This is a genomic window from Stenotrophomonas sp. RG-453 (assembly GCF_033843685.1).
GTDB classification, from domain to species: domain Bacteria; phylum Pseudomonadota; class Gammaproteobacteria; order Xanthomonadales; family Xanthomonadaceae; genus Stenotrophomonas; species Stenotrophomonas bentonitica_A.
In genome coordinates this window covers 241,558-259,321 of the sequence record NZ_JAMYED010000002.1, presented here as the reverse complement: position 1 = coordinate 259,321, position 17,764 = coordinate 241,558, and the positions used below count along the sequence as shown (strand labels likewise).

At 61.7% G+C, this 17,764-nt stretch carries 17 protein-coding genes; 7 read left to right on the top strand and 10 right to left on the bottom strand.

What is annotated here, in order from left to right:
• Positions 1-2: 2 nt before the first annotated feature.
• From NJD74_RS03730 to NJD74_RS03720, 3 genes are all read right to left on the bottom strand, one after another.
• Entirely contained in the window at positions 3-896 is an 894-nt protein-coding gene (locus NJD74_RS03730; protein ID WP_019185696.1) for an ABC transporter ATP-binding protein, read from the bottom strand.
• Positions 897-964: 68 nt separating this feature from the next.
• Positions 965-1,381: a hypothetical protein gene (locus NJD74_RS03725; protein WP_319623693.1), complete on the bottom strand. Its 417-nt coding sequence runs from the start codon at positions 1,379-1,381 to the stop codon at positions 965-967.
• Positions 1,378-1,977, bottom strand: a complete 600-nt coding sequence (locus tag NJD74_RS03720; RefSeq protein WP_319623692.1) for a sigma-70 family RNA polymerase sigma factor — start codon at positions 1,975-1,977, stop codon at positions 1,378-1,380. The genes NJD74_RS03725 and NJD74_RS03720 overlap by 4 nt, the downstream gene beginning before the upstream one ends.
• 113 nt (positions 1,978-2,090) lie before the next feature.
• Between NJD74_RS03720 and NJD74_RS03715 the strand changes: the two genes are divergently transcribed.
• Positions 2,091-2,417: a hypothetical protein gene (locus NJD74_RS03715; RefSeq protein WP_019185699.1), complete on the top strand. Its 327-nt coding sequence runs from the start codon at positions 2,091-2,093 to the stop codon at positions 2,415-2,417.
• An 18-nt stretch (positions 2,418-2,435) separates the two neighbouring features.
• On the opposite strand, the gene NJD74_RS03710 is transcribed toward NJD74_RS03715, so the two are convergent.
• A complete protein-coding gene (locus NJD74_RS03710; RefSeq protein WP_102789085.1) occupies positions 2,436-3,467 on the bottom strand; it encodes a LacI family DNA-binding transcriptional regulator in 1,032 nt (343 codons plus the stop codon).
• A 312-nt stretch (positions 3,468-3,779) separates the two neighbouring features.
• Here NJD74_RS03710 and NJD74_RS03705 point away from each other — a divergent pair, with 312 nt between their 5' ends.
• The 5 genes from NJD74_RS03705 to NJD74_RS03685 all read left to right on the top strand — a co-directional run bounded on the left by NJD74_RS03705 (position 3,780) and on the right by NJD74_RS03685 (position 9,637).
• A complete protein-coding gene (locus tag NJD74_RS03705) occupies positions 3,780-4,313 on the top strand; it encodes a single-stranded DNA-binding protein (RefSeq protein WP_319623691.1) in 534 nt (177 codons plus the stop codon).
• A 205-nt stretch (positions 4,314-4,518) separates the two neighbouring features.
• Complete coding sequence (locus tag NJD74_RS03700; protein ID WP_088435226.1) at positions 4,519-5,709, top strand: site-specific integrase; 1,191 nt, start codon at positions 4,519-4,521, stop codon at positions 5,707-5,709.
• Positions 5,706-7,232 (top strand): site-specific integrase, encoded by a 1,527-nt coding sequence (locus NJD74_RS03695; protein WP_088435227.1) that lies wholly within the window; start codon positions 5,706-5,708, stop codon positions 7,230-7,232. The genes NJD74_RS03700 and NJD74_RS03695 overlap by 4 nt, the downstream gene beginning before the upstream one ends.
• A 94-nt stretch (positions 7,233-7,326) precedes the next feature.
• Positions 7,327-9,213 carry a hypothetical protein gene (locus tag NJD74_RS03690; protein ID WP_319623690.1) on the top strand — a complete coding sequence of 629 codons (1,887 nt, stop codon included), beginning with the start codon at positions 7,327-7,329 and terminating at the stop codon, positions 9,211-9,213.
• Positions 9,206-9,637, top strand: coding sequence for a hypothetical protein (locus NJD74_RS03685; RefSeq protein ID WP_088435229.1), 432 nt, complete (start codon positions 9,206-9,208; stop codon positions 9,635-9,637). Before NJD74_RS03690 ends, NJD74_RS03685 begins: the two co-directional genes overlap by 8 nt.
• A 99-nt stretch (positions 9,638-9,736) precedes the next feature.
• Here NJD74_RS03685 and NJD74_RS03680 read toward each other — a convergent pair whose 3' ends face one another.
• Positions 9,737-10,066: a hypothetical protein gene (locus NJD74_RS03680; protein WP_216359492.1), complete on the bottom strand. Its 330-nt coding sequence runs from the start codon at positions 10,064-10,066 to the stop codon at positions 9,737-9,739.
• A gap of 37 nt (positions 10,067-10,103) precedes the next feature.
• Here NJD74_RS03680 and NJD74_RS03675 point away from each other — a divergent pair.
• A protein-coding gene (locus NJD74_RS03675) for an IS3-like element ISStma9 family transposase (RefSeq protein ID WP_319623689.1) occupies positions 10,104-11,245 on the top strand; the annotation gives its coding sequence in 2 pieces (ribosomal slippage) (positions 10,104-10,341 and positions 10,341-11,245; 1,143 coding nt in all).
• A 212-nt stretch (positions 11,246-11,457) separates the two neighbouring features.
• Here NJD74_RS03675 and NJD74_RS03670 read toward each other — a convergent pair.
• The 5 genes from NJD74_RS03670 to NJD74_RS03650 form a co-directional block, all read right to left on the bottom strand.
• Entirely contained in the window at positions 11,458-12,792 is a 1,335-nt protein-coding gene (locus NJD74_RS03670; RefSeq protein WP_319623688.1) for an MFS transporter, read from the bottom strand.
• Positions 12,793-12,956: 164 nt separating this feature from the next.
• Positions 12,957-13,196, bottom strand: coding sequence for a hypothetical protein (locus NJD74_RS03665; RefSeq protein ID WP_319623687.1), 240 nt, complete (start codon positions 13,194-13,196; stop codon positions 12,957-12,959).
• Positions 13,197-13,236: 40 nt separating this feature from the next.
• Entirely contained in the window at positions 13,237-13,875 is a 639-nt protein-coding gene (locus tag NJD74_RS03660) for a hypothetical protein (protein ID WP_319623686.1), read from the bottom strand.
• A gap of 19 nt (positions 13,876-13,894) precedes the next feature.
• A complete protein-coding gene (locus NJD74_RS03655) occupies positions 13,895-14,626 on the bottom strand; it encodes a HupE/UreJ family protein (RefSeq protein ID WP_345785049.1) in 732 nt (243 codons plus the stop codon).
• The gene (locus tag NJD74_RS03650) at positions 14,623-17,760 is read right to left on the bottom strand and encodes a CusA/CzcA family heavy metal efflux RND transporter (RefSeq protein ID WP_319623685.1); all 3,138 of its coding nucleotides are present in this window, start codon (positions 17,758-17,760) and stop codon (positions 14,623-14,625) included. Before NJD74_RS03650 ends, NJD74_RS03655 begins: the two co-directional genes overlap by 4 nt.
• Positions 17,761-17,764 lie beyond the last annotated feature (4 nt).

Here is a 17,764-nt window from a genome sequence, read left to right as displayed (position 1 = left end):
GGTCAGGCGGCCCGCGACTGCAGGCGCAGTCGCTGGAAATAGACGTCTTCCAGATCGGGAGCAACGGCGGCGAAGCCGTCGCCGGGGTCGGTCGCGCTGTGCACGTGGATCACCGGCCGGCCACCGACCAGGCGGGTGGACAGCACCACATGGTTGGCTTCGTAGGCGGGCAGTTCGGCAACGTCCACCTGCTTGCGCCAGACCTGGTGCTGCAGCGCGTCGATCGCATCGCTGGGCTTGCCGGTCAGCAGCACCTGCCCCTTGTTCATGATGGCCATGCTCGGGCACAGGTCGGTGACATCCTCGACGATGTGCGTGGACAGGATCACCGCTACGTTCTCGCCGATCGCGGCAAGCAGGTTGAGGAAGCGGTTTCGCTCTTCCGGGTCGAGCCCGGCGGTAGGTTCATCGACGATCACCAGGCGTGGGTCGCCGAGCAGCGCCTGCGCGATGCCGAAGCGCTGGCGCATGCCGCCGGAGTACGTGCCCAGCTTGCGCTTGCGCGCGTCCCACAGATTGACCTGCTGCAGCAGGGCATCCACCACCTCGCGGCGCTGGCCCTTGTGGGTGAGGCCTTTGAGCACCGCGAAATGCTCAAGCAGATCCAGTGCACTGACCTTGGGATACACGCCGAAGTCCTGCGGTAGATACCCCAGCCGCCGGCGCACCGCATCCTTGTCACGCAGCACATCAATGCTCGCCTCGCCCGGAATCGACAACGTGGCGGTGCCGCTGTCCGCTTCCTGCAGCGTGGCCAGGGTGCGCATCAGCGAGGACTTGCCGGCGCCGTTCGGGCCGAGCAGCCCGAACATGCCGCGGGGAATATCGAGGGTGACACCGGCAAGGGCGTGGACCCCATTGGCGTACGTCTTGGACAGCGCGCGGATCTCAAGCATGCGGACAGCTTCCCATGGGCGATGGATCGGTTATCCGCCCTATTCAGATAGCCTGCATCCGCCGTAAGTCATGGGTGCTTCCGGCCGGACGCCCGCCAACGAGCCGCCAGCCACGACAGCGCCACGCAGGCTGCGCCAGCCAGCAGCCACCCGGTCGCCGCGCTGCCCGCGGCGTGCTCGATCGCGCGCCACCATGCCGGGCCGAACAGCGAAACCAACGCCAGCACCGCGACCGCCAGCACCGCCAGCAGGGTCCGGGAGACCCAGCGTTCGATCCCGGCGTCATGCCGGGCGATGTGCACGGCGACATCGCGGGCGAAGCGCATCGGCGGCCCGCTCTGCGGCGCAGAGGCGATCGCCTGGGCAATACGCAGGTAATCGGTGGCGTCCGGTCCAGCGCGTTGGCCGCTCAGCGCCGCGCGCAGCCCGCGTTCCTGGGCCTGCCATTCGTCGGGGTCGATCCGGAAATCGTCTGCGCTGCTCATGCGGGCACTCCAATGCGGGATTCGAGCAGTTCGCGCAGCCGCTTGCGGCTGCGGAACAGGTGGCTCTTGATGGTGCCTTCGGCCAGGTCGGTAAGGGTGGCGATCTCGGCGATGGAGATCTCTTCCAGATGATAGAGCGTGAGCAGGGTGCGCTGCAGCGGGGGCAGGGCGTCGATGGCCGCATGCAGGTGGGCGTTGATGTCCTGCTCGCTGGTCAGGGCTTCCAGATCGATGCCATCGCCGACCCGATCGATCAAGGCGGTGCCGTCGTCGCTTACGGTGTTCTCCACCAGTGGGATGCGTCGCCGTTCCAGGTGCCGCTTGGCGATCGAATAGGCAACCTGCGCGACCCAGGATTTCAGTGCGCTCTCGCCGCGGTATTGATGCAACGTCTGATGGATGCGCAGGAAGGCTTCCTGGCACAGCTCGCGGGTGTCCTCGGGGTGGCGGACCATGCGATCGACCACGCGCCAGCACAGGCCTTGATACTCGCGCACCAGCTGCTCGAACGCGCCGGGCTGCCGCGACAGAATGGCGGCGACCAGTAGCCGGTCGGCATCGAGACAGTCGGCAGGAGGGGGCGGCGACGTGCGCATGTTCCATAGAGATACGGCGAGTGCCCCATCGGTTGCAACCGTGTGCCGTGCAACCGATCCCGCCGTGGCCGTATCTCAGTGGACAAGCCCCTCCTCAACGGAACGAACGCACCATGGATTACAACCTGATTCTGCCCGTCGTCCTGATCCTCGGCATCGTGTATGCCATCAAGAGCGTGGTCGATGGCCACACGCGCCGCCGTATCGTCGAAGCCCGCGGCTCGGAAGAGCTGGTGCGTTCGCTGCTGGCCGGCGATACCACCAAGCGCCGGCTGGCCGCGCTGCATTGGGGCTGCGTGATGTTGACCCTGGCCCTGGCCTTCGGGCTGGTCGATCTGCTCGGCATCGACCGGGTCACGCCGGGTGCGATCGCGCTGCTGCTCGGGGCGACCGGTCTGGGCAACGTGGTGTACTTCGTGCTGGATCGCCGCTTGAAATAAGCCAACAGCGGTGGACGGTCAGCGGCGCAGCGAGGATTCCCGCAGCACCTGCTTCACCGCGATGCTCTGGCCTTCCACCGGCTGGCCGTCGATCAGCGCCAACAGCTTCTCCACCAGCAGGTGCCCGGCCTGCTTGGTGTCCTGCTGCACCGTGGACAGCGGCGGGGACACCGAGGCGGCCAGCGGGATGTCATCGAAGCCGGTGACCGCCACGTCCTCAGGCACGCGCAGGCCATGCTCGCGCAGGGCGCGCATCGCACCGATCGCGATCAGGTCGCTGGCCGCGCACAGCCCATCGATACGCTCACCGCGTGCCAGCAGCGCCTGGCAGGCATCGAAGCCGGACTGCTCGGTGGTGATCGCATCGTGTTGCAGCGAGGGCTCGGCGGTGAGGCCTCGCGCCCGCATTGCGTCGACGTGGCCGCGATAGCGCTGCTCGAACTCGGGATAGTGGCTGGAAGCGTGGCCGACGAACGCGATCCGGCGGCAGCCCTGGTCGAGCAGGTGGGCGGTGATGTCGAAACCGCCCTGGAAGTTGTCGCTGCCGATCGAGACACCGGGCTGGTCGGGCAGGGAAGCGCCCCAGCGCACGAAGTGGGTGCCTTGCTCGACCAGCCGCTGCAGGCGCTCGCGCGACTCGTGGTAGTCGCCATAGCCGAGCAGGATGATGCCGTCGGCCTTGTTGCTGTCCTCGTAATCGGCCTGCCAGTCAGTGGACAGCTGCTGGAAGGAGACCAGCAGGTCATAACCGCGCAGCGCGCAGGCCCGCGTGATCGAGCCGAGCATCGCGTGGAAGAACGGGTTGATCAGCGAATCGTCATTGGTCGGGTCCTCGAAGAACAGCAGGGCCAGTGTGCCGGCATTGCGCAGGCGCAGGCTGGAGGCGTTCTTGTCGACCTTGTAGTTCAGCTCCCGGGCGATGGCCAGGATCCGCTGCCGGGTTTCGGCGTTGACCATCGGGCTGCCGCGCAGCGCCCGCGACACCGTGGGCTGGGAGACGCCGGCCAGGTGGGCAATATCGAGGGAGGTGGCTTTACCGCGGATGGTCATTTCAGCAGGCGGGGAGACAGTGAAGAGACATCATGCCATGCGCCGTGATGGCGGGGCCGGGAGGTCCCTCGGGCTGGCGGCCAGCGGCCTGCGGCGCGGGGACTGAACCGCCGTCACCGTTGCGGCATATGGCTCGAGCAGGTTTCCGGTCGTTCCCGGCCGGAATTCCGACAGGGTCGGGGACGGCGGCGATGATAAGATGGTGCAATCTGGATCCCCCCAATTCTCCCAAGGGCGGCCCGGCAGATCTGCACCCCGCCCGGGGCTGTGATATGACTGCGGCCTGCCCTCGGACAACGGAAGAGCAACCCTATGGCGCGCGGCATCAATAAAGTCATCCTGGTCGGCAACCTCGGCAACGACCCGGACGTGAAGTACACCCAGGGCGGTATGGCGATCACCCGGATCAGCCTGGCCACCACCAGCGTCCGCAAGGACAAGGATGGCAACCAGCAGGAGCGTACCGAATGGCACCGCGTGGTGTTCTTCGGGAAGCTCGGCGAGATCGCTGGTGAGTACCTGCGCAAGGGCAGCTCGGTCTACGTCGAAGGCAGCCTGCGTTACGACAAGTACACCGGCCAGGATGGCGTGGAGAAGTACTCCACCGACATCATCGCCGATGAAATGCAGATGCTCGGTGGCCGTGAAGGCGGTGGTGGCGGTGGCGGCGAACGTCCGCAGCGCCAGCAGGCCCCGCGCCAGGAGTACGGCGGTGGTGGCGGCGGCGGTGGTGGTCAGCGTGGCGGTGGTGGTGGTGGCTACGGCCAGCAGCGCCCGCAGCAGCAGGCTCCGCAGCAGTCGGCGCCGCCGATGGACGACTTCGCTGATGACGATATTCCGTTCTAGGTTGTACCACGGTCTTAAACGTTAGTTTTAGAGGAAAAGCCCGCTTCGCGCGGGCTTTTCTGTACCTGGGCGCCGTTGCGTATAGGCCATTCCGGAGTAGAGTTCTCGCTACCACCTGCCGCTTTGGTACATAGCCGTGAGCATAAGGACTGGCCCCGTTGTTTCGACCATCGTTTTCAGGGATGGGGAGCGGTTCCCGATACTGATGGACGAGCAGGGAACTCCTCTGTGGAATCCAACGCTGTATATGACTACCCAGCTCAGAAACGCGAGCTTGGCGCCCTCGACGACGAAAGCAGCTCTGGAGGCAATCAAGCTCTTGAATGCGTGGGCCGACTCAGAACGCATCAACCTTGAAGCAAGGCTAGCTCACCGTCAGTTTCTTTCAGACATTGAGATACAGCTGCTTGCTACGTTCCTCAGAACGCGGGCAGCCAAGGCAGCGCTCAGTAGTCGGCCTTTATCGTTGGTGAGATATGCCAGTCGCGTCCGCGCCGCGCCCGGTGCGGCGCGTAGGCAGGTAGACCCGCACACGGCCTATAACCGAATCACGGCGGTTGCATCCTATCTGGACTGGCTCGCTAAGTACCTCTTAGAGCGTGAAGCAAAAGGCATGGATCAGGCTGCAGCGCTGACTATCGCGCTGATGGGAGAACGCCTGAAATGCAAGCGAGGCCGGAAGCGTAAGTCCAGCATCAATGCGCGAATGGGTCTGGATGAACCGCAGAAATCGTTGCTCGATGAAATGATGGGCACCGGCAGCGCCCTCAACCCGTTTCCACTTGAAGTCCAGATCCGGAACGCTGTCATCCTCGACCTACTGGATCTGGGGCTCCGGGCGGGTGAACTGCTTTCCCTGAAGGTCTCGGACTTCGACTTTCAGGCCAACACCTTCACGGTCGCGCGGCGGCACGGTGATAGCTCCGACCCGCGCAGGAGCCAGCCGGTCGTAAAGACAAGGGACAGGGTCCTGCCGATCACGGACGAACTCGCGCGGCGGATTTTAGGCTACGTATCGAGTGAACGAAAAAGCTGCGCCGCGTCGCGACGGCATTCATTCCTGCTGGTGACGCACAAGTTGGGCCCGCATCACGGACAGCCCATGTCCTACCAGGCGCTGTCCAAGGCATTCGCCAAGCTACGCGAAGCTGCGCATGGAAGACTCGACGGATTATCGCCGCACGTGATTCGGCACACCGCGAACGATCGTTTCTCCCGGCAGATGGATTCGCTGGGTACACCGCCTGCCCAGGAGGAGAAGATGCGGTCTTACATCATGGGCTGGCGGGAAGGTTCGGGCTCGGCAGCCACCTACACGCGACGTCACACCCAGCGCAAAGCCATGGAAGCGACCTTGATGCTTCAAAAGTCCAGGCGCGACAAGGGACGGGCATGAAGATCCTGAGCCGAGAGGGATACGAGCTGGATGTAGAAGAAGCCGTATGGGTTTTGTCCCGGGATGTGACCATCCATTTGGAGTGGGTTCGGGAGTCACTTGATGGAGAACTGCGCGACGGATTCCTAAGTGTTGCATCTTGGTATGCATCAAAATTCGCTCCTGGCACGGTGATGGCGGCCCTTGGTGGGTTCAGGAAATTCATCACGTTCCTGACGCATCGTGCCGATCGTGTGTTGTGCGTGGACTCTATAGACCTGATCAACTATCGAAACACCCTAAGTGAGCGGGAACGGTGTCACCTGCCAGGGTTTGTGACGTTGCTCCGGCACTGGGTCCGGCTTAAAGCGCCGGGAATCGACAGAGATGTGTTGAACACGATTTGCGCATGGAAGGACAAGAGCTCGCCAAAAGGCGTGGCGGTCAGGACGCGATGCTCGAAGAAGGGTCCGCTCTCGCAGTTGGAGTACGAGGGTTTGACAGATCGCTTGGTACAGGCTTTCTCCGATCGATCTGTAAGTCTGGGAAGTTATGTCCTGGCGGATTTCTTGGTCAGCACGGGCCGAAGGCCGAGTCAGCTGGGAGACCTCAAGTTGGCCGACATAAAACGCCCAGACGGGAGCGTTCAAGAGGAGTGTGGCCTGGTCGTGCTGGTTCCGCGGAGAAAGCAGGCCTGCACTTGGAGATCGGAGTTCAAGCCCGCCTACCTCACCCATGAGAAGGCGGCGCCGATGTTGGAGCTGGTGGAACACACCACCCGGCGCATGAGGCGCTTCTGGCCGGCACTGTCAAAAGACGATATCGACCAGGCGCCGCTGTTCCCCTCTTGGCGCACAGTGCGGCGTGCGCGTGGTCTCCCTCTCGCCGAGGTGAGGCAAAGGCTAAGGTCGGAGGCGTTCCATATACGGACTGCAACCATCACCGCTCGTCTAGAGCGGACGGTGGCGCGTCTAGAGGTCCCGTCCGAGCGCACACGCAAGAGTCTGCATGTCTTTCCGCTAAGGTTGAGGAGGACGGTTGCCACCCGCGCCGCTAGGGAGGGGCTCGGGACGGTCGTGATAGCAGAGCTACTTGATCATACCGACGATCAAAACGCACGTGTGTACACCGAGAATGTGCCGGAACACGTGGCGGCCATTGATGCGGCGGTTGCTGCGCAGCTGGCGCCCATCGTTCAGGCATTTTCCGGCATGTTGGTGGACAAGGAAGCCGAGGCGCTGCGCGGGAATGACATCGCCAGCCGGATTCGGTGTGACAGCGGGTCCAATGTGGGCACTTGCGGCTCGTTTGGCTTTTGCGGCGCCATTGCACCTCTGGCTTGCTACACCTGCAAGGCCTTCCAGCCTTGGCTTGACGCGCCGCACCGCGAAGTCATGGATCGACTCGTCCAGGAGCGTGGGCGCATCCGCACCATCACGATGGACGACTCGATTGCGGCGATCAATGACCGGACCATCATTGCGGTTTCGCAGGTCATTTGCCTGTGTGAGCAACGTAAGACGGAGTTGCGCGACCATGACTAGGCCGCTGCCGTTTAGTTCGAGAAGACAGCAGAGTGCCGCGCAGAATCGTGCATCGTTCATTGAGACATGCAGACACAAGCTCACGGTATTCGGCATGGACCTGAGCTGGGATGAGAACCAATGGCCAAATCCTGGCGTCTCGTTTGGAAACCTGGATCAGACGAGCCGCGTGCTGAAACCTGAGAATGTCCTGCAAGAGCCTTTCTTGACTTTTGCCAAGGCCTACTTTCGCTACATGCAGCGCGCCGGCAAGCGCAAGGCCTTCACGGAGATGCGGGCATTGCGAGTGCTGGAACGGGCGCTCGTTAATCGAACCGGCGGCGCCAGCATCGCCGACGTCGATGGGTGCATCCTGGATGCGGCGGCGATGCTGGCACGCGAAGCATACTCTGCGGGGGTGGCGTATCAGGCGGGAAGGGAGTTGGCCAAGCTCGCCACGTTCCTTTCGGACGAGCGTCTGGTGCCTAGGTGCCTGCAATGGGCGAGCCCGATAGCACGTCCAGCGGATACAGTCAGAACCGGACGGCAGGCGAGGGAGGAACGGGTGCGCAAGTTGCCTGATGCGGCCGCCGTGGAAGCGATGGCGGAGCTATTCGCCTCCCATCCTTCCGAGCCACGTGACGTCTTTACAACCTCGTTGTCGGCGATGCTGCTTTGCGCGCCTTCACGCATCGCCGAAGTGCTCGCATTGGAAAGTGAGTGTGAGGTGCGAGAGACCTGCAAAGACGGATCGATCTCATATGGCTGGCGACTCTGGCCCGGAAAAGGCGCAGCGCCTTATGTAAAGTGGATTCCCGGCGTCATGGCCCCGCTCGCGGAGGAGGCCATCGGTCGCGTAAGGCACATGACGCAGGATGCACGCTGGTTGGCTTCCTGGCTTGAGCGCAATCCCGACCAGTTTCCCAGACACGCGCAATGCCCTAGGGTCGCAGAAGATGATGCGCTGAGCCTAGATCAGATCGGGGCGGCGCTGGGATGCCTGGATGTGGATTCCAACTACATCAGGGGCGAAATCAACCGTCTAGGGTTTTTTCTGAGGCAGGGGCCCATCACACTGAGAATGCTCAACGAATGGGTCCGGTCAAAGTTGCCCAAGGAGTTCCCTTGGTATGACAAGGATCGTGGCCTGCGTTTCGCCGACGCCCTGTTTAGTTGCCTGTCAAACTTGCTCGATACAGAGCGACGGGTCATGCCCCTTGTCTTGAAGAAGCCAACGTCCAACACCTTCAATGACGACGTGGGAAGCCGGGAGAACTCCGCGTCGATCTTCGAAAGGCATGGGATGTCGGTCGACAAGAGCTCAAAGAAGTTGACGTCTCACCAATTCCGTCACCTGCTCAACACCATGGCGCAGCGAGGGGGGATGAGCCAAGCAGACATCGCACACTGGTCCGGCCGAACCAGTATTGAGCAGAACCGGGTCTATGATCACCTGTCGGAGTTTGAGGTCGTGGAGATGATCAAACGCCACGACCCTGTACTAAAGACAGATTCGGTCGTGGATAGCAACCTGAAGCTGCTGGCGGACAAGGTTCCAATGACCCGGCAGGAATTTGACCTCTTGCTGGTCCCGACTGCGCACGTCACCGAATACGGCTATTGCGTCCACGATTTCGTCATGGCGCCGTGCCAGCGCTTCCGGGACTGCCTGAACTGCAGTGAGCAGATCTGCGTGAAGGGCGATCGGCGGTTGGCGAGAATGCAAGAGCGGCTGATGCAGGTGAACGCGCTGGTGGAGCGCGCTTCGTCCGAGATCGCCAATGGCACCGCGGGAGCGGATCGCTGGTTCGAGACGCACCAAATGACGCAGCAAAGGCTCGCGCAACTGATCGAGGTTATGCAGTCCGCGCAGGTTCCAGATGGCACCTTGATCAGGCTCAGGGCCAACCAGGAGTTCAGTCCTGTGCGCAGGGCGCTTCGAAAGCGCTCCCTCGCACTGCCTCCTGCAGACGGACAGACCGGGATGCTTGACAATGGGTAGACATCTGCGAGATCGCGATGTCCAGCGCGTTGTCGAGATTCTCGATGGGTGGAAATCGGGCCTGACCTGGGAGGCGTTGGTCGAGGCCTGCCAAAAGCGCCTAGGCCTTCAGCCGGTGCGCCAGACACTCTATCGTTCGATGAGAATCCGGGAAGCGTTTGAACTGGCCAAGGCGCGGGTGCGGTCAGATGCGTTGCCAGTGCCTTTGCCATCCTCGTTGCGCGCAGCAGGCGAACGGATTGTTCGCTTGGAGGCGGAAAACGGCCGCCTAAGGCGAGAGAATGAAGGACTGATGGGTCAGTTCGTCATCTGGCAGTACAACGCGCATCTGAAAGGAATGTCCGAGGCCGAACTGAATTGTCCGCTCCCGGAGGTTGACTTGGGGCTGACGCAGAAAAAGAAGAGTCCACACAAGGGCATCTAGAGTGGCCGGTGCAACCGCCGGAACTAGTGCGGGGCACGCTTCTAGATGACTGGCAACTGCCGGCACAGCAATCAGGATGATCCGACTGGCGGGCAGCCTTCACAGGCTGAAGCCCAAATCCTCGACTGAATGGCCGGAGAACCAATGCTGCAGCGTGGCGACTGCCGCCGGATCGAGCTTATGAGTGAAGAGAAGCGCAAGGCGCTTCCGCGGCCTTGAAACCGCCACGTAGAACAGATTCCTATAGCGCTCGTAGGCGACTTGGCGCGATGCGATCAAGCTCTCGTTGGTCGCCATCTGCAGATAGAGATTGAAGTCGTAGTCGTTCCATCCGCGCCCAAAGACCACCAGAACATTCTCGAACTGATCGCCCTTGACACCGTGCTTAGTCTCAAACGGGGAATGAATCGCCCAGGGTTCCGTAGACACCTCGCAGCCATAAACTATGGCTTAGGCGGAGGTGGTTATGAGCACGAAGCGGTACACCGATGAGTTCAAGATCGAGGCGGTCCGGCAGATCGTTGAGTACGGCCGTCCGGTAGCGGAGGTTGCCGAGCGATTGGGCGTCTCGATCCACAGCCTTTACGGCTGGAAGCGGCAACAAGGCAAAGGCGAGGTTGGCCGGCGCGTGGAGCAGGACCAGAACGCGGAAGTGCGCCGCCTCAAGGCTGAGCTACGCAGGGTCACTGAAGAGCGAGACATCCTAAAAAAAGCCGCCGCGTACTTTGCAAAGGGGTAAGAGCAAAGTACGCCTTCATGAAGCAACACGCAGATGAGTTCGGCCTCGCGGCGATGTGTCGGATGCTTGGCGTCCATCGCAGTGGCTACTACGCCTGGCTAAAAGAGCCGGCAAGCGCTCGCGACAAGGACGATCAGCGGTTGCTCGGCCTAATCAAGCACAGCTGGCTGGAAAGCGGCTCTGTGTATGGCCACCGCAAAGTGACCACAGATCTGCGCGAGCTTGGCGAGACGTGTAGTCGTCATCGCGTGGCACGCTTGATGAAGAGCGAGGGGCTGCGGGCAATGGTCGGCTACGGTCGGCGACCACGCCCATTGAGCGGCCCTGTTGGATCAGTCGCCAAGAACGTTCTGGCTCGCGGCTTCAAAGTCAGTGAGCCAAATCGCGCGTGGGTCACGGACATCACCTACATCCGCACGTACGACGGCTTCCTGTACTTGGCGGTAGTGTTTGATCTGTTTTCGCGTCAGGTCGTTGGATGGGCAACCCGACCAACTCAACATACGGACCTGGTTTTGCAGGCGCTATTGGCCGCAGTGTGGCGGCGCAAGCCAAGCCCCGGGCTTCTGCTTCACTCCGACCAGGGAACCCAGTTCACCAGCGAAGACTGGCAGAGCTTCCTGCGCGAGCACGACATCGTGTGCAGCATGAGTCGACGAGGCAATTGCCATGACAACGCAGCGATGGAGAGCTTCTTCCAGCTACTGAAGCGGGAGCGTATTAAGCGGAGGATCTACAGCAATCACGACGAGGCACGGGCCGACGTCTTCCAGTACATCGAGATGTTCTACAACCCAAAACGGCGGCACAGTTCCAACGACGGGCTGTCCCCGGTAGAGTTCGAGAAGCAGTACGCACTAAACGGCTGACGACTGTCTAGAAAACCCTGGGCGATTCAAACATTGCCAGGCAGTTGCAATAGCCGCCCTGAGAAATAAGCCTCCAGTGCCCGGGTCGGAGGAAGTGGGCTCTTACGAATGTGGACTTGCCTGTCGATATGACGTCGACGTGGACATGTACGTGTGCGATCAAACTCGCAAGTAAGCAGCGCGCCCGTGCTGTCCGCCTGCCGGCGCCCTGGTCAGCCTGGCCAGCGCGTGTGAAGCTGATCGATGACAAACCGGTGGCGGTGCATGCCATCCGTGTCGCGGTGTGCCAACAGGTGCGGGTCGTCCTCAGCAAGATGCTCGTGCTGATGCGCTATCTCCTCAGGATCGTGCGCCGGCCACCTGCGCCACGCGGCGACCAAACCGAGTGCGGCCAGAGTCACCAGGGCGGCCAAGGCAACATGCAGGCCGTAGCGGGCACCGACCCAGCCGGCCAGCGGATAGGCAATCAGCCAGCAAACGTGCGATAGGGAAAACTGGGCGGCGAAGAGGAATGGCAGATCGGCGGACTCAGCCGAACGTCGCAGCAGCCGTCCGCCGGGGGTAACCAGACCGGCATATGCCATGCCCAACAGCGTCCAGGTCGGGATGACCGCCGCCCATCCAAGATTTCCCTTCAGGAAAAACCAAATGCCGAGGAAGGTGACCAGGACAGCTGCCATGAACAGTCCTGCAGTCAGCATCACTGTGCGGTCCGAAATGCGGTCAAGAACCTTTGGAAGAACAAGCGCTACCAGCATGGAGCCGCCGCCGAAAGCCGCCAACGCCCACGCAACCTGTTCCTCAGCCCCGCCCAGAACGGTGCGGACCATGACCACCGTATTGACGAACACCATCGCGCCGCCGGCTGCGGCACAGAGGTTCAATGCAAGCAGGCCCTGCAATCGCGGGGTGCGAAGGTAAATTCGCATTCCACGGATGGCTCGCGCATAGGGACCATCCTTGGAAGCGACCGCAGCGAGGGCGGGGAACGTGGTGGACGCGACTAGCACCGCCGAGAGGATGAAACCTACCGAGGTACCAGCGAACAGCCCGTGGAAGCTGATGATCGCCAGCAGCGCGGCAGCAAGCGCCGGGCTCAGCAGGCTCTCAAGGTCATATGCCAATCGGGAAAGCGAGAGCGCGCGTGTGTAATCGCGCTCTTCCTTAAGAATTTCGGGGATTGTGGACTGAAACAGCGGCGTGAAGCATGCCGACGCCGACTGCAGCACAGCGATAAGGACATACACCTGCCAGATCTCGGTGACGAAGGGCAGACAGATCGCCACAGCGGCGCGAATCAGGTCGAGTGCGATCAGCACCCGCTTGCGCAGCCGTGCTGGGACCAACGCTCCTGAAACGGGAGCCAAGGTTACGTACACGACCATCTTGATGGCCAGTGCGGTGCCCAGCACCGCGCCCGCTTGGGCGCCCGCCAGGTCGTAGGCCAGGAGGGCAAGGGCGACAGTTGCCAAGCCGGTTCCGACCAGGGCGACTATCTGTGCACCAAATAGGCGGCGAAACGTCGGGTGACTCAGTACTTCGAGCATGGAATTGTCCTGGTAGCAACGTTTTGACGGCCCCAACTCGTGGACACCATCTGCCTGGCTTCAGGGCAGAGGCGGCAGACGGGCGGAGTGTACGCCCACCACTGTTTGGGTCGGGGTGACGACCCCGCCGGCATGGCGGGGTCGTTCGCTAAACGCGAGTGGATTTACTTCTTCTTCGGCGCTGCCTTCGCTTCGCAACGTTCCTTTAGCACCTTGGTCTGGGCATCATTTAGGTCCACCTTGAACTTCGAACGGTCCGCAAGCTGCTCGCAGGTTGTCGGCTTGGCCTTGGGGGCAGCCGAGGGGGCTGGATCGGCATGAAGGGCCGGATCATGGGCGGACGCCGTGGTGAAAAGGGACATGCTGAGAAGCAGGCCGGCAACTACCGCGCTATGAGCTTTCATGTTGTTTCTCCTCGGTTTGGATCGGCAAAGTGCCGGGGTGTTACGGCTGATAGATGTCGGCTTGGTAGCCAATAAGTTCGATGCTCACGGTCACCGGCTTGTCGCTTCGGTTCTGCCAGTACCACCCATGAGTTCCCTCAAATGGCGCGATGAAGGTGCCGTGAGACTCCCGCTGCGCACCTTCGACGGCGTAGCTGGTCCATGCGCCCTTCACGTCGGGGCGCTCGCCGTGCATATCGACTGCCACTTCACCAGTTGCCTTCCAGCGGAACAGCATTCCCGCGCCAGCAACCATGTGGGACTTGACCTCTTTTCCCTTGCCCGGCTCCAGCGTGATCGTCATCGCGTCCTGGCGAAGCTCACCGTTGGTGAGCGATATCGCGCCTGGATCAAGCGATTGCCCTTTGTTCGCCCCGAATGCGGCCGCGGCCTTCTCCGCCAAGGCGGCCTCTGCCCCCGATGCTGTTGAGGACGTCGGCGTGGACGGGTCGATGACGGTGCTTCCGCCGTCCGCCAGGGCGGTCAAGCCCAGCGCCCGGCCGATCCCTGTGGGATCAAGGCCGTACTCCGCCGGCAGAACGGCCGTGACGAGAAGCGCGCCGGCAATGGCAGCGGCAAGAAGGGTCGACTTCAGCAGGCGGCCAGTGGTGGGAAGTGGTTGATTGGTGGTGATCGACATAATGGGTCTCGGTCAGAAATCAGGAAACGAAGTAGCCGGTGAGCTGCATGCCGATGAGCACGAAGCCGGCCATCATCAAGATGGTGTTAACGCCGTAGGCCTGACGGTTGAAGGACGGCAGTCGACGCCAGAAGCCCATCACAATCAGGATGCCGGCAAGCGCTAGCAGTTGGCCGAGCTCAACGCCCACGTTGAACGCAAGCATGTTGGGGACCAGCCCGTCCGGCGATATCGAGAAGTCCTGAAGCTTCGTGGCCAGGCCGAAGCCGTGGAAGAAGCCGAAGACAAGGACCGCAATCTTGGTGTTGGGTTGCACGCCGAACCAGCGCTTGAACGCGCCCATGTTGTCCAAGGCCTTGTAGACCACCGACAGGCCGATGATCGCGTCGACCAGATAGGCGTTGACGTGAAAGCCGCCGAGCACACCGAGCAGCAGCGTCGTGCTGTGACCAATGGCGAACAAAGTGACGTAGATGCTCACGTCCCGCATGCGGTAAAGGAAGAAAATCACCCCGAACAGGAACAGAAGGTGGTCGTATCCAGTCACCATGTGCTTGGCGCCGAGGTAGGTGAACGCGATCAGTTGCCTACCGGTGCTTTCTTCAAGGAAGGCCTGGTCGCCCTCGCTGACACCGTGCGCGAACGCCGCAAACGGCAGGAGGACTGCGGCAAGCATCGAAAGCCATGCAAAGAGCTTGGTGGGGGAAGTCAAAGACGAGTTCCTTGTGCGGAAAGGAGATGGATGATTCATGGGGAGCGACTTTCCAGATCAGGTTTTTCGCGGTGGATCAGTCGATACAGCGCCGGCAGCACGAGCAGTGTCAGCAGCGTTGAAGAGATGATTCCGCCGATCACCACGGTTGCGAGCGGGCGCTGAACTTCCGCGCCAGCACCGACGTTCAGGGCCATGGGAAGGAAGCCCAGGCTCGCCACAAGTGCCGTCATCAGGACTGGCCGGAGGCGAGTAAGAGCACCTTCGGTGACTGCCCTATGCAGGGGCATGCCTTCTTCCCGCAGGTTCTTGATGAAGCTGATCATTACCAAGCCGTTGAGCACGGCAACGCCCGAAAGCGCGATGAACCCCACGCCTGCGGAGATGGACAAGGGAATGTCGCGCAGCCATAGCGCCACCACGCCCCCGGTCAGTGCGAGCGGCACGCCACTGAACACGATCGCAGCATCCTTTCCTGAGCCGAATGCCATGAACAGCAATCCGAAGATCATTACCAGAACCACTGGCACGACGATGGACAGGCGCTTGCTTGCCGAGATCAACTGCTCAAATGTGCCGCCGTACTCGATCCAGTAGCCTTCGGGCAGCTGGACTTCTTTTCCGACTTTGCTGCGCAGCTCCTCGACAAAGGACCCCAGATCGCGTCCGCGCACATTGCTGGTGATTACCACCCTGCGTTTGCCATTCTCGCGGCTGATCTGGTTAGGACCGGGCGCAATCTCGACCTTGGCCAACTGACCCAAAGGCACGAAGCTACGCTCTTGGCCTGTGCTCGCCCCTGGCGCGACGGCTACAGGTAGTGACGCCAGTGTTCCGATGTCCTGGCGCAGGTTCTCCGGCAGACGAACCACGATGTCGAAGCGGCGATCGCCTTCGAACACCTGGCCGACCGATTCACCTCCCAGCGCCACCGAGATGGTCTTTTGCACGTCGTCGATGGCTACACCGTATCGTGCAAGTGCATCCAGGTCCGGCGTGATCGTCATCAAGGGCAGACCGGTGATCTGCTCAATTTTCACGTCGGCCGCTCCCTGGATTCCGCTGGCAACGTCCTCCACCTGAGCGCCGATGGCTGCTAGCTGCTCCAGGTCGTCGCCGTACAGCTTGACGGCAACCTCAGCCCGAACGCCTGCAATGAGCTCGTTCATCCGCATCTGCACCGGCTGCGTAAACTCGTAGTTGTTGCCGGGAATGGCGCGAACCACTTTCTCAAGCTCGGCAACAAGCTGCGCCTTCGGCTTGCGCGGATCGGGCCATTGGTCCCGATCTTTGAGCATGATGAAGGTGTCGGCTACGGAGGGGGGCATGGGATCGTTAGCCACCTCGGCAGTGCCGATTTTGGCGACGACTTCATCCACCTCGGGGAACTGCTTGATCGCCGCTTCCAGCTGACGTTGCATGCCGATGGCCTGAGTCAAGCTGGTCCCAGGAATTCGGAGCGCATGCAGTGCGATATCGCCCTCATCCAGGTTCGGAATGAACTCAGTGCCGAGGCGGCTTGCAAGCAGACCCGCCAGGACGGTGAGCACTGCGGCCGAGGCGACCACCACCTTGCGTGCGTTGACAGCTCGCTCAAGCATCGGGCCATACAGCTTGGTGACACCGCGCATGGCCTTGGTTTCCTTCTCCGAAACCTTCCCCGTTACGAACTGAGCCACAGCGGCCGGCACGAATGTCAGAGACAGCGCCATGGCACCGGTAAGCGCGATCACCACGGTAAGCGCCATCGGGTGGAACATCTTCCCTTCCACGCCGGAGAGGGCAAAGATCGGGATGTAGACCGCCGCGATGATGAAAAGGCCGAACAGGCTTGGCTTGATCACTTCTGCACTGGCGCTTGCCGCCAAGGAGAATCGTTCTTCGCGGGTTAACAGACGGCCCAGAAGGTGTTGCCGTTCGCCAAAGCGGCGCAGGCAGTTCTCCACGATGATGACCGCCCCATCCACGATCAGGCCAAAATCCAGTGCGCCCAGGCTCATCAGATTCGCGGAGACACGATTCTGGACCATGCCTGTGATCGTCAGCAGCATCGTCAATGGAATGACCGCCGCAGTGATCAGCGCCGCGCGAAGATTGCCCAGAAGCAGGAAGAGGACCGCGATGACGAGCAAGGCGCCTTCGAGAAGGTTCTTCTTCACCGTCTCGATGGTCCGGTCCACCAGTTCGGTTCTGTCGTAGACGGGATGCGCCCGCACGCCGTCAGGCAAGGTGGCATCGATGTCCTTGAGCTTGGCGGCGGTTCGCTGAGCCACGTCCCGGCTGTTTTCACCGATGAGCATGAAGGCCGTACCAAGGACTACTTCCTTGCCATCCTTGGTTGCCGCGCCTGTGCGAAGTTCGGTGCCTTCAACAACGTCCGCCAGATCGCCAACGCGCAATGGCATGCCATCACGGTTGGCCACAACGATCTTGCGCAAACCCGCCATGTCGGCCACCTGCCCCGGCACGCGGACCAGGTACTGCTCACCGCTCTTCTCGATGTAGCCGGCGCCCACGTTGGCGTTGCTGCGTGCCACGGCTTCCAGCACGTCCTGCAACGTCAGTCCGTAGGCTTGGAGCTTCTTCGGGTCCGGCGTGATGTGGAACTGGCGGACATAGCCCCCGACGGTGTTGACCTCCGTTACGCCCTTCAAGTGGCGCATCTGCGGTCGGACCACCCAGTCCTGCAGCGTACGAAGCGCCATCGGCGTCCACGTCTCCTCAGCACCCGGCTCAGCTTCCACGGTGTACATGAAGATCTCGCCCAGGCCGGTCGCTACCGGTCCAAGGCTGGGCTTGAGTCCCTCGGGCAATTGGGATGCCGCTTGCTGAAGCCGCTCTGCGACCTGCTGACGGGCGAAGTAGATGTCCGTGCCATCTTCAAACACCACCGTGACCTGAGACAGTCCGTAGCGTGAGATGGAACGGGTGTATTCCAGCTTTGCCAACCCGGCTAACGCTGTTTCGACGGGGAATGTGACCCGTTGCTCGGCCTCCAGCGGTGAGTAGCCGGGAGCTTCGGTGTTGATCTGAACCTGGACATTGGTGATGTCAGGAACGGCGTCGATGGGAAGCTTGCTGTAGTTCCAGATCCCAAGGCCTGAGAAGGCCAGGACCAGAAGGAGCACAAGCCATCTGTGCGCGATGGACGCGCGAATGATTCGCTCTAGCATGGGG